Annotated in this window: 7 protein-coding genes; 6 read left to right on the top strand and 1 reads right to left on the bottom strand. The window is 71.6% G+C overall.

Translation table 11 applies throughout. The features are described from left to right. Positions 1–11: 11 nt before the first annotated feature. Positions 12–1,193 carry an ROK family transcriptional regulator gene (locus ACZ4MO_RS08910; RefSeq protein WP_074807423.1) on the bottom strand — a complete coding sequence of 394 codons (1,182 nt, stop codon included), beginning with the start codon at positions 1,191–1,193 and terminating at the stop codon, positions 12–14. Positions 1,194–1,602: 409 nt separating this feature from the next. Between ACZ4MO_RS08910 and ACZ4MO_RS08905 the strand changes: the two genes are divergently transcribed. From ACZ4MO_RS08905 to ACZ4MO_RS08880, 6 genes are all read left to right on the top strand, one after another. Further along, positions 1,603–3,123: an ATP-binding cassette domain-containing protein gene (locus tag ACZ4MO_RS08905; RefSeq protein WP_186810503.1), complete on the top strand. Its 1,521-nt coding sequence runs from the start codon at positions 1,603–1,605 to the stop codon at positions 3,121–3,123. Further along, on the top strand, positions 3,120–4,163 hold the full coding sequence (locus ACZ4MO_RS08900) for an ABC transporter permease subunit (protein WP_175009953.1): 1,044 nt from the start codon (positions 3,120–3,122) through the stop codon (positions 4,161–4,163). Before ACZ4MO_RS08905 ends, ACZ4MO_RS08900 begins: the two co-directional genes overlap by 4 nt. Before the next feature lie 105 nt (positions 4,164–4,268). Then, on the top strand, positions 4,269–5,336 hold the full coding sequence (locus ACZ4MO_RS08895; RefSeq protein WP_175009952.1) for a substrate-binding domain-containing protein: 1,068 nt from the start codon (positions 4,269–4,271) through the stop codon (positions 5,334–5,336). A 119-nt stretch (positions 5,337–5,455) separates the two neighbouring features. Next, positions 5,456–6,628 carry a Gfo/Idh/MocA family protein gene (locus tag ACZ4MO_RS08890; RefSeq protein WP_499278749.1) on the top strand — a complete coding sequence of 391 codons (1,173 nt, stop codon included), beginning with the start codon at positions 5,456–5,458 and terminating at the stop codon, positions 6,626–6,628. A gap of 277 nt (positions 6,629–6,905) precedes the next feature. Then, positions 6,906–11,891: a ThuA domain-containing protein gene (locus tag ACZ4MO_RS08885; protein ID WP_175009950.1), complete on the top strand. Its 4,986-nt coding sequence runs from the start codon at positions 6,906–6,908 to the stop codon at positions 11,889–11,891. A gap of 255 nt (positions 11,892–12,146) precedes the next feature. Further along, positions 12,147–12,944 carry a hypothetical protein gene (locus ACZ4MO_RS08880; protein WP_175009949.1) on the top strand — a complete coding sequence of 266 codons (798 nt, stop codon included), beginning with the start codon at positions 12,147–12,149 and terminating at the stop codon, positions 12,942–12,944. Positions 12,945–12,968: the final 24 nt, after the last annotated feature.

The following is a 12,968-nucleotide window of genomic DNA, read 5'->3' as shown; positions in this document are numbered from 1 at the left end:
GTCGACCGCGCTCAGGCGATGAGCGCGTCGATCGCTGCGGGCGAGAGTACGTGATCGACGGCCATGGCGCTCGCACCGAGCACGCCGGCCTGACCTCGTGCCTGCGAGGTGACGATGCGCAGGTGCTGCGTCGCGAGCGGCAGCGACCGCTGGTACACGATCTCGCGGATGCCCGCGATGAGGTGCTCGCCGGCCTCGGCGACGATGCCGCCGATGACGATGAGCGAGGGGTTGAGCAGGCTGACGCACGCCGCGAGGACGGAGCCGATGTCGCGCCCGGCCTGGCGCACGGCCTGGCTCGCGGTGAGGTCGCCGCCGCGCACGAGCGCGACGACGTCGGAGCTGGTGGTGGCGTCGAGGCCCGCGGCGGCGAGGGCGGCGGCGACGGCCTGGCCGCTGGCGACGGCCTCGAGGCAGCCCACGTTCCCGCAGCGGCACGGGACGTCGGCGGCGCTCGGGACCGCGACGTGCCCGATGTCGCCCGCGGCGCCCTGCGCGCCGCGCCGGAGCTCGCCGTCGGCGATGATGCCCGAGCCGATGCCCGTCGCGACCTTGACGAAGAGCATGTCGGTGACGGCGGGCCAGGCCGTGCGGTGCTCGCCGAGCGCCATGATGTTCACGTCGTTGTCGACGAGCACGGAGGCGTCGAACCGCTTCTGCAGGATGCCGGGGACGTCGACGTCGTCCCACGCGGGCATGATCGGCGGGTTGATGGGCCGCCCGGAGGAGTGCTCGACGGGTCCGGGGAGGCCGACGCCGACGCTGACCAGGTCGTCGATGCTGCGCCCGGTGGTCGCGACGAGCTTCTCGCCGGTGTCCGCGACCCACGACAGGACGACGTCGGGGCCGTCCGCGATCGCGAGCGCCGCGTCCGTCTCGGCGAGCACGTTGGACGCGAGGTCCGTGACCGCCAGGCGGGCGTGGGTAGCGCCGAGGTCGACGGCCAGGACGATGCGCGCCTCAGGGCTGAAGGCGAAGGTCACGGGCGGGCGCCCGCCGGTCGAGCTGGCCTCGCCCGCGGGGGCGATGAGGCCGGCCGACATGAGGAGGTCGATCCGGGCGGCGATGGTCGACCGCGCCTGTCCCGTGATCGCTGCGAGGTCCGCACGGGTGCGCGGCTGACCGTCCCGGAGCAGCTGGAACATGTCGCCGGCACCGGTCGGGCGCGGCGCGAACTTCAGCAGTTCCTCCATGGGCACAGTGAATCACGGAGCCTCTCGTCGGTCGTCCGTACCATGCGGACGAGTCATCGGCTTTTGCTTGACGATCGCCAAAAGGTACCCTACTGTCCCCTCCCAAGGCGACATGGACGTCGTCGAAAGGTGTGGAGGTCCGACGACGGTCCTCCGGTCCGGGCGACGACCGCCCCTCGAGCTCCCCCTGGCCCCCGATCGCACGTCGAGCTTCCCGGCATCCCTGCTCGTGCAGGGCCTGCCGGACCCTACCGCCTCTGCCGCAACCCATGACGTGCACCGAGCGGCGGGAGCGTTCCCATCGGGCGCCAAGGGCGCGCACACTTTTGTCGGTCACGGAGTGGTAACAGTGGCAAAAGACGACAACCTTATGATTGACGCTCGTCAAAAGGTTCGCTAGGTTCACCGCATGGTCACCGCAGACCCTCCCCAGCCGCTCCTGCAGATGCAGGGCATCGTCAAGGTCTTCCCCGGGGCTCGTGCGCTCGACGGCGTCGATCTCGAGATCCTCCCGGGCGAGGTCCACTGTCTCCTCGGCCAGAACGGGGCCGGCAAGTCCACGCTCATCAAGGTGCTCGCCGGTGCTCACCAGCCCACCGAGGGCCGGATCCTGCTCGACGGCGAGCCCATCACCATCTCCGACCCCGTGGCGGCGCTGAAGCACGGCGTGGCGACGATGTACCAGGAGCTCGACGTCGTCGACGGCCTGACCGTCGCGGAGAACGTCTACCTCGGGCACGAGCTGTCGACGCTCGGGTTCTCGCAGCGCCGGGAGGCGGTGCGCAAGACGCGCGACCTGCTCCGGCGCCTCGGGCACTCGGAGATCTCGCCGACCAAGGAGGTCGAGCACCTCTCGGCCGCGGGCAAGCAGATCGTCTCCATGGCGCGGGCCCTCTCGCACGACGCGCGGGTCATCATCATGGACGAGCCCTCGGCGGTGCTCGACTCCGAGGAGGTCGCCAACCTCTTCCGCGTGGTCAAGGAGCTCACGCGAGCCGGGGTCGCGGTGGTCTACATCTCCCACCGGCTCGAGGAGATCCGCGAGATCGGCGACCGCATCACGGTCCTCAAGGACGGCCGGACCGTCGCGCAGAACCTCGCGGTGTCCGAGACGCCGACGGCGCAGCTCATCACCCTCATGACGGGGCGCTCCGTCGAGTACGTGTTCCCCGTCACGGACGGCCCGTCGGACGACGCCCCGGTCGTGCTCGACGTGGCGGGCCTCGGCCTGCGCGGCGTGTTCGAGGACGTGTCGCTCCAGGTACGCGCCGGAGAGATCGTCGGTCTCGCCGGGCTCGTGGGCGCGGGCCGCTCGGAGATCATCGAGACGATCTACGGCGCGCGTCGAGCGACCGCGGGCACGGTCACGGTGGACTCCAAGAAGCTCCGCGCCGGTTCCGTGGCCGCCGCGGTGGACGCCGGGATCGGCCTCGCGCCCGAGGAGCGCAAGAGCCAGGGACTGCTGCTCGACGAGCCGGTCTACCGCAACGTCACCCTGTCGACGTTCGCCCGCTTCGCGCGCGGCGGCTTCCTCGACGAGCGGGCCGAGCGGCGCGCCGCCAAGGAGCAGGCGGACTCGCTCGAGCTCCGTCCCGCGGGCGTCGACCGCGCGATCCGCACCCTGTCGGGCGGCAACCAGCAGAAGGCGATGCTCGCCCGCTGGCTCGTCCACGGCTGCCGCGTCCTGCTCCTCGACGAGCCGACGCGCGGCGTCGACGTCGGGGCTCGGGCCGAGATCTACGCGCTCATCCGCCGCCTGGCCGACGAGGGCGCCGCCGTCGTCGTCGTCTCCAGCGAGATCCCCGAGGTCCTGGGTCTCGCCGACCGCGTGCTCGTCGTCTCCGAGGGCCGCGTCGTGCACCAGGGACCCGCAGATTCGATCGACGAGCACGGAGTGCTCGACCTCGTCATGGAAGGAAGTGTCGCGTGAGCGAGCACAAGGTGGGCGACGACAAGGTCGCCGTCGCGCCGAGCGACGAGACCGCTCGGGTGGAGAAGGCGAGCGCGGCCGCCGCACCTCGCAGGAGCGGGCTGCTCAGCGGTCCGGCGGGACGCAACCTCGGCCTCGTGGTCGCGCTGCTGCTCCTGTGCGTCGTGGGCTTCGCGACGGGCGGCGAGCGGTTCGCGAGCGTCAGCAACCTCATGACCATCCTCAGCCTGGGCGCGGTCCTCGGGGTGGTGAGCATCGGCATGACGTTCGTCATCACGACGGGCGGCATCGACCTGTCGGTGGGTTCCGTGCTCGGGCTGGCCTCGGTCTGGGCGACGACGCTGGCGACGCAGTCCTACGGCTGGGCCGTCATGGTGATCTGCGCGCTCGCCGTCGGCGTGGGTGCCGGTCTCATCAACGGCCTCATCATCGCCTACGGCAAAGTCGTGGCGTTCATCGCGACGCTCGCGATGCTGGTCGCCGCGCGAGGGCTCGCCGAGCTCATCGCCCAGAAGCGCACCCAGGTCGTCAAGGACTCCGCGTTCCTCGACCTGTTCAAGGGCAACCTCCTCGGTGTCCCGAAGATCGTCTGGATCTTCGCGATCGTCGCGGTGCTCGGCTGGTTCCTCCTCAACCGCACGACGTTCGGGCGCCGCACGGTGGCCGTCGGCGGCAACCCCGAGGCGGCCCGGCTCGCCGGCATCAAGGTGCAGCGGCACCTCGTGTACGTGTACGCGCTGTCCGGCCTCACCGCCGGCATCGCGGCCATCATGATCCTCGCCCGCACCAGCGCGGGCTCCTCGACCAACGGCACGCTCCTGGAGCTCGACGTGATCGCCGCGGTCGTCGTCGGCGGCACGCTCCTCGCCGGCGGTCGCGGCACGATCGTCGGCACCGTCCTGGGCGTCCTCATCTTCACGACCCTCACGAACGTCTTCATCATCAACAACATCGACAGCTCGGTCCAGGCCATCGCCAAGGGCGTGATCATCGTCGGCGCGGTGCTGCTCCAGCAGCGCCTGGCGCGGCGGACCACGTAGCCGCGCGACCCCGGATACCCGGTCCGACCGCAGCTCCGGACCCCCCGGAGCAGCACCCCCGTCCCCCCGCAGTTCCTCCCGCAGGACAGCATCGAAGGAGATCCCATGTCCGCACGCACCACCCTCCGTCGTCGGTTCGCGATCGCGACCGTCTCCGCCGCGTCGATCGCCCTGATCGCCACGGCCTGCACGTCGAACACCCCGACCAACGAGAACACCGCGGAGGGCGACGGCGGCGGCAGCAGCAACCAGGCCGTCTCCGACAACGACGCCCCCGGCGACCCCATCGTGATCGGCTTCTCGGCGCCCGCCGCCGACCACGGCTGGATGGGCGCCATCACGAGCGCTGCGGAGGCCGAGGCCGAGAAGTACGAGGACGTCGAGCTCCGTGTCGCCGACGGCACGAACGACGTGAACGTCCAGATCAGCCAGATCGAGGGCTTCATCAACGACGGCGTCGACGCGATCGTGCTGCTGCCGTTCGACGGCGCCGCGCTCACCGACGTCGCGACCCAGGCCATGGAGGCCGGTATCCCGGTCATCAACGTCGACCGCGAGTTCTCCAGCCCCTTCGCCGCGCGGGCGACGGTGCTCGGCGACAACTACGGCATGGGTGTCAGCGCGGGCCAGTACATCTGCGAGCAGCTGGGCGACAACCCGGACGCCGTGGTCGCCGAGATCGCCGGCATCGACTCGCTGCCCCTCACGCAGGACCGCAGCCAGGGCTTCGAGGACGCGCTGTCCGACTGCGGCCTCGACGTCGACAACCGCGTCGCCGCGGACTTCACCGTCCAGGGCGGCGAGGCCGCGACGGCCAACCTCCTCCAGGCCGCGCCGCAGATCGACGCCATCTGGAACCACGACGACGACCAGGGCGTCGGCGTGCTCTCCGCGATCGAGAACGCGGGCCGCGACGAGTTCTTCATGGTCGGCGGCGCCGGCTCGGCGAACGTGATGGAGCACATCAAGGCCGGCGACTCGGTCCTGCAGGCGACGGTCGTCTACCCGTCGACCCAGGCCGCGGACGGCATCAAGCTCGCCCGCCTCGTCGCGCACGAGAAGAACCTCAGCGACCTCGCGTCGTCCGGCGTCCCGCGCACGGTCCAGCTCTTCGCGCCCGTCGTGACGAAGGACAACGTCGACCAGTACCTGCCGAGCGCGTTCCAGTCCTGACGGACCCGCTGACACCCGTCGGCACGCAGCAGGAAGCACGCGGACCTCGCCCACGGTCCGCCCGGGTACCGCCCGGCCGGACCGTGGGCGTGCGCCGTGAGGAGCACGGAAGGAACGTCATGGCAGGAAACGACGGCGCGCAGCTCGGCGTCGGCATGGTCGGGTACTCGTTCATGGGGGCAGCGCACTCGCAGGCCTGGCGGACCGCCCCCCGGTTCTTCGACCTCCCCCTCGACCCGCGGATGCGGGTCCTCGGCGGCCGCAACCCGGAGGCGGTCGCCGCCGCCGCGCAGCGGCTCGGCTGGGAGTCCACGGAGACGAGCTGGCAGGCTCTCGTCGGTCGGGACGACGTCGACCTCGTCGACGTGTGCACGCCCGGCGACACCCACGCCGAGATCGCGATCGCCGCGCTCGAGGCCGGCAAGCACGTGCTCTGCGAGAAGCCGCTCGCGAACACCGTCGCCGAGGCGGAGAAGATGGTCGCGGCCGCCGAGGCCGCGGCGCAGCGCGGACAGGTCGCGATGGTGGGCTTCACCTACCGCCGCGTGCCGGCGATCCAGCTCGCGCGCCAGCTCGTGGCCGACGGCCGCATCGGTACCGTGCGGCACGTGCGCGCGCAGTACCTCCAGGACTGGATCGCGGACGAGGACGCGCCCCTGTCGTGGCGGCTGGACAAGACCAAGGCGGGCAGCGGCGCGCTCGGCGACATCGGCGCGCACGTCATCGACCTCGCCCAGTTCATCACCGGCGAGCGGATCACGAGCGTCTCGGGGCTGCTCGAGACGTTCGTCAAGGAGCGTCCGGTCGCGACGGAGTTCGCCGGGCTCTCGGGACAGGGCGGCGCCGAGCGCGGCCCCGTCACCGTGGACGACGCCGCGATCTTCCTCGCGCGGATGTCCGGCGGCGCGATCGGCACGTTCGAGGCGACCCGGTTCGCCTACGGCCGCAAGAACGCGATCCGCCTGGAGATCAACGGGTCGAAGGGCTCGGTCGCGTTCGACTTCGAGGACATGAACGTCCTGCACTACTTCGACGCCGCCGACGACCCGGCCGTCGCGGGCTTCCGCCGCATCGTCGTGACGGAGCCGCAGCACGCGTACGTCGGGCACTGGTGGCCCGCGGGCCACGGCCTCGGCTACGAGCACGCCTTCACGCACCAGGTCGTCGACCTGGTCGAGGGCATCGCCGCCGGGACGCACCCGGCGCCGACCTTCGCGGACGGCCTGGTGGTCCAGCGCGTGCTCGACGCGGTCGAGCGCAGCGCGGCGTCCGGAGGCTGGGTCCAGCCGTAGTATCGAGTCCGGGTCGGCCCGTGGGGCGGAGGCCGACCCGGACACCGGACCGACGGTGTCGGCCGTTGCAGCGCAGCGCGGCCGACCGGAACCGGATCGGAGGAAAGGAGGACGGGCGCGCAACGATGGCGCGCATTTAGTACGACGGGCAATCAAAATTGTCGGTCGAAATCCCGGGACGGCGGCCGGCCGATGGCGGCACCCGGCGGAGCGCAGCACTGATTCCCCATCTCGACGAGGAGACCTTGTGAGAAACGTGCTAGGAGGATCGCTCGCCATGAGGCGGACGGTCGCGGCGGCAGCCGCGGCGGCGATCGCTCTCCCCCTGACCATCGCGACGGCGGTGTCGGCCACGGCGGCCCCCGCCGCCGGGAGCGTCGCTCCGGCGGCTCCGGTCGCCGCCGCCGCCGACACCGCACCGTTCGACGTGCTCGTCTTCAGCAAGACCGCCGGGTTCCGGCACGGGTCGATCCCCGCGGGCATCGCGGCGATCCAGCAGCTCGGCGAGGAGAACGACTTCGAGGTGACCTCGACCGAGGACGCAGGAGCGTTCACGGACGAGAACCTCGCGCAGTACGACGCCGTCGTGTGGCTGTCCACGACGGGCGACGTCCTCAACGACGACCAGCAGGCCGCGTTCGAGCGCTACATCCAGAACGGCGGCGGGTACGCGGGCATCCACGCGGCGTCCGACACCGAGTACGACTGGCCGTGGTACGGCGAGCTGGTCGGCGCGTACTTCAACAGCCACCCGCAGAACCAGGACGCGACCGTCAAGGTCGAGGACCACGCGCACGAGTCGACGGCGCACCTGCCGTCGCGCTGGGACCGGTACGACGAGTGGTACAACTACCGCACCAACCCGCGTGACACCGTGCACGTGCTCGCGAGCCTGGACGAGAAGTCCTACACCGCGGGGTCGGGCGCGATGGGCGCCGACCACCCGATCGCCTGGTGCCAGGCGTACGACGGCGGCCGCTCGTGGTACACCGGCGGCGGCCACACGAACGAGTCCTACGCGGAGCCGGAGTTCCTCCAGCACCTGCTCGGAGGCATCCAGACCGCCGCGGGCGTCGTGCCGTCGGACTGCGCCGCGTCGCAGTCGGACAGCTACGAGGTCGTCTCGCTCGACGAGGAGACGTCCAACCCGATGATGCTCGACGTCGCCCCGGACGGGACGGTCTTCTACGTCGAGCGCGACGGGCGCGTCCGCCTCATCGACCCGGAGAGCAACCAGACCACGACGGCGATGACCCTCGCGGTCACGCAGGCCAACGAGGACGGGCTCACGGGCGTCGTCCTGGACCCGGACTTCGGGGAGAACGGCTGGGTGTACCTCTTCTGGTCGCCGCAGGACGTCGGGACGGACGGGCCGCACAACCGCGTCTCGCGCTTCACGTACGACGAGGCGACCCGGACGATCTCGGCCGCGAGCGAGGAGAAGGTCCTCGTCATCCCGACGCAGCGCGAGACGTGCTGCCACGCGGGTGGTGACATGGTCTTCGACGGCGACGACAACCTCGTGATCGTCACGGGCGACAACACCAACCCGTTCGAGTCGGCCGGCTACGCGCCGCTCGACGAGCGCGCGGGCCGCACGTCGTACGACGCGCAGCGCACGTCGGCGAACACCAACGACCTCCGCGGCAAGGTGCTGCGCATCCACCCGGAGGACGACGGCACGTACACGATCCCCGAGGGGAACATGTTCGCCCCGGGGACGGACAAGACGAAGCCCGAGATCTTCGCGATGGGCTTCCGCAACCCGTTCCGCATCGGCGTGGACCAGAAGACGGGCAACGTGCTCGTCGGCGACTACGGTCCCGACGCGCAGAACGCCAACCCGAGCCGCGGCCCGGGGAACACCGTCGAGTGGAACATCGTCGCGGAGCCGGGCTTCTACGGGTGGCCGTACTGCACCGGTGACAACGCGGCGTACATCGACTACAACTTCGCGACCGGCCAGTCCGGCCAGGCGTTCGACTGCGCCAACGGGCCCGTGAACGACTCGCCGAACAACACCGGCCTCACCCAGCTCCCGCCGGCCGTCGCGGCCGACGTCTGGTACAACTACGCCGGCAACCCGCTCTTCCCCGAGATCGGCGGCGGCGGTGCGCCCATGGGCGGCCCCGTCTACGACTACGACCCGGAGCTCGAGTCGGACGTCAAGTGGCCCGAGTACTGGGACGGCAAGGCGATCTTCGGTGAGTGGAACCAGGGCAAGATGTACTCGTTCCAGCTCGACGGGGAGAACCGCGACGAGCTCGTCGACATCAACCGGATCCTGCCGAAGCACTTCGACCCCGCGGCGGGCTTCTACCGCGCGATGGACTTCGACTTCGGTCCGGACGGCTCGCTCTACGTCATCGACTGGGGCCAGGGCTTCGGCGGCAACAACACGACGTCGGGCATCTACAAGGTCAACTACGTGCAGGGTGACCCGACGCCGATCGCCCGCGCCAGCGCGGACGTGACCAGCGGCGCCGCGCCTCTCACGGTGCAGTTCTCCTCGGAGGGCACCCGCCACCCGGCGGGCGACCCGATCTCGCTGCAGTGGACGTTCGGCGACGGGTCCGACCCGTCGACCGAGGCGAACCCGGTGCACACCTACACGGAGAACGGCAGCTACACCGCGCAGCTCGTGGCGACCGACGCGAACGGTCAGACGGGCTTCGCGAACGTCAGCATCGTCGTCGGGAACCAGGCGCCGAGCGTGACGATCACGTTCCCGGACAACGGTGGCGTGTTCGAGTGGGGCGACCAGGTGCGCTACGTCGTCGAGGTCGAGGACCCCGACGGCGAGGTGGACTGCTCCAACCTCATGATGATGACCGCGCTCGGGCACGACGCCCACGCGCACCCGATGGAGGAGCTGACCGGCTGCGAGGGCGTCATGCAGACGGCCCGCGACGAGGGCCACGGGCTCGAGGCCAACATCTTCTGGGTGCTCGAGGCGTTCTACACCGACGACGGCGGCGAGGTGGGCGTCCCGCTCACGACGAACTCGCTCCAGATCCTGCAGCCGAAGCTGCTCCAGGCCGAGTACTACACCTCGACGGGCCGCCTCGCCGGCTCGACGAGCGGTGGCGACCCGGGCGTCCAGACGGAGCAGACCGGCGACAGCGCGGGCGGCGGCCAGAACATCGGCTTCATCGAGGTCGGCGACTGGTGGGCCTACGAGCCCATGTCGCTCTACAACGTCGAGGGTCTCGGCATGCGCGTCGCGTCGCCCGCGGGCGGCACGGTGTCCGTGCGCTGGGACGCGCCCGACGGTCCGGAGATCGGCCGGGTGACCGTGCCGAACACCGGTGACTGGCAGGCGTACACGATGGCGACGACGGAGATCACCGACGTGCCCGAGGGCACGGGGACGCTCTACTTCGTCAACGTGGCCGGCCAGATGAACGTCAACTGGCTCGAGTTCGACGGCCGCGGCGTCACGGACAACGTGCGCCCGACCATCGACACGTTCGAGGTCACCCCGACAGAGGGCACCGCCCCGCTCGAGGTCACGGCGTCGGTCACGGCGACGGACCCCGAGGACGAGGCCGTGACCTTCGCGTGGGACGCGGGCCTCGGCGACGGGTTCGTCGACGGCACCGACTCGTTCGCGGTCACGTACGACCAGCCGGGCACCTACCGGCTCCAGGTGCGGGCCACCGACGAGCGCGGGGCGTACTCGGTCGAGTACACGACGGTGACCGTCAAGGCGCCCGAGACCGGTCCGGGGCTCTGCCTCTCCGGCCGCTCGGACGACTTCCTCGGCACCGACCTGGACGAGGACCGCTGGACCGTGACGAACCGCGACCAGAACCTCGTCGTGCGCGACGGGCGCCTGGTGGTCCCCACGGCGACGCGGGACTTCTACGGGACGGACAACACCGCCGTGCCGAACCTGGTGCTCCAGGACCTCCCGGACGGACCGTTCACGGCCACCGCCAAGGTGACCCTGCCGGCCCGCCAGCAGTACCAGCAGGCCGGTCTGCTGATCTGGGAGGACCAGGACAACTACGCGAAGATGGTCCTCCAGGGCCGGTCGGCCGCGGCGGACCCGGCGACGCGGATCTTCCAGTTCATCCGTGAGGAGAACGCCCAGCCGAACGAGGTCAACGAGTCCAACTCGGCCGCGCTCGGTGCCGACTACCCCGACACGGTCTACGTGCGGTTCGTCAGCGACGGCGCGAGCCTCCAGGCGGCCTACTCGGCCGACGGCATCGACTTCACGACGATGCCGCAGACCAAGTCGATCGCCGACCTGGAGAACGCGAAGATCGGGCTCGTGGCCCTCAAGGGCAACAACACGACCACCCCGGTCGTCGACGCCGAGTTCGACTGGTTCCACATCACGCCCGACGACACGGCGGCGGCCCCCGGGCCGGACGACGAGTTCGACGGCGACGCCCTCGACACGTGCCGCTGGTCGATCGTCCGCGAGGACCCGACCGGCTACCGCGTGACGGACGGCTCCCTGCAGATCGACACGACGCCCACGGACATCTACGGGACGGACAACCGCCCGGTGCCGAACATCGTGCTGCAGGACCAGCCGGGTGACGAGTGGACGGTCGAGACCGTCGTCGACGGCTCCGCGTTCGACCGTCAGTACCAGCAGGGCGGTCTGATCGTCTACGGCGGCGACGACGACTACGTGAAGCTCGACTACGTGGTCGACAACCAGGCCGGCCAGGCGCGCAACGCCCGGATCGAGCTGCGCAGCGAGGTCGGCGGCGTGGTGCAGAACCCGCAGCCGCAGACGGGGAGCCTCGCCGAGTCGGTGTGGCACCTGCGCCTCACGCGCTCCGGTGACACGTTCACGGGCGCGTACAGCGCGGACGGCGAGACGTGGACCACGTTCGACGAGAGCGTGACCAACGCGCCCGCCGCGGACGCCAAGATCGGTCTCTTCGCCCTCGGGGCGTCGGCCGACACGGGTGCTCCGGCGTCCTTCGGCCACTTCCGGGTGGTCGAGGACGAGACCGAGCCGATCGCCGTGACCATCACCGCGGAGACGCGCTGCATGGCCGGCAAGGTGTTCGTCGCGGTCCGCGCGACGAACGACGACACGGTCCCGCTCGCGATCACGCTCGAGACCCCGTACGGGTCGAAGCAGGTCGCGGACGTCGCGCCCGGTGCGAACGCGTACCAGTCGTTCGCGTCGCGCGCCGTCGCGGTCGACGCGGGCACCGTGACCGTGACCGCCACGGACGCCGAGGGGAGGACGTTCTCCGGGACGGCGGACTACGCGGCCCGGTCCTGCTCCTGACGAGCTCCGGCGGGTCGGTGCGCTGAGCACCGGCCCGCCGGGCACCGCGCTCGGCGCGCGGGCGCTCGGGCGTCCGGGCGGCCCATCGGCCGGGCCGACCGTACGCTGCCCGCACGACGAGCACGACGGGGACCTCCGGGTCTCCGGCCCCGGCGCCCGGGAACGGGCGCTCCGGCCCGGCGCCGGGGCACCCCGGGGGACCGGCGACGACCGCCGCCCCCACCGCACACGGACCCACGACGAGGTGATGACCCGATGTCCCCTACGCACCGCCAGCGCACCAGCCCCCGGCCTCCGGGCGGCACGCGGCTCCTGCTGCGCCGCCGGACGACCGCCCCCGCGCGGCTCCGTGCCCGCGCGCTCCTCACCGCGGCGCTGGGCGTCCTGCTCGGCGGCGCGCTCGCGCTCGTCGGCGCGGCACCGGCCGGCGCCCACGGCGGCGACGTCGTCATCTCGCTCGGCACGGACGGCCAGGGCGGAGTCTCCGCGAACCTCACGTGGAAGGTCGACGGCCACCCCGTCGAGGAGGCGGCCGACGTCTCCGTGACGGGGGAGTCCGCGGCCGGCGAGACCGTCGGCCCCCTCACGCTGCGGTCGGCGTCCGAGGGCGTCGGCTGGTACACGTCCGACCCGGGCGTCCTCGCCGACGGCAACTGGACGCTCACCGCGACGATCACGCACCCCGCCGAGGCCACCGCGACGGCGCAGGTCGACGTCGTGCCGCTGCCGGAGCCCGCCCCGCGCGAGGGCGACGACGCGGCGGCGCAGGAGGACGGCGACGCCGCCGGCGCGGAGGGTGACGCGGCGGGTGCCGACGCGGCCGGCGACGACGCCGCCGCGGGTGACGACGCCGCGGGCGACGGCGCCGCGGAAGAGGGCACCGCCACGGACGAGGGCTCGACGAGCGCGCTCGTGTGGGTCGCCGTCGCCGTGGTCGCCGCGCTGCTGCTCGCCGGGGGCTACGTCGTCGTGCGGCGCCGCGCGCGCGCGTCCGGCGCCGACGAGGCCGCGGGCGACGAGCCCCGCTCCCTGACCAAGACGTCCGCCCGGTGACCCCGGGCACGAACCGAGAACGAC

The sequence above is a fragment of the Sphaerisporangium cinnabarinum genome, from assembly GCF_055567015.1.
The sequence above is the reverse complement of the archived record's forward strand: the minus strand, read 5'-3'. Positions and strand labels throughout refer to the sequence as shown.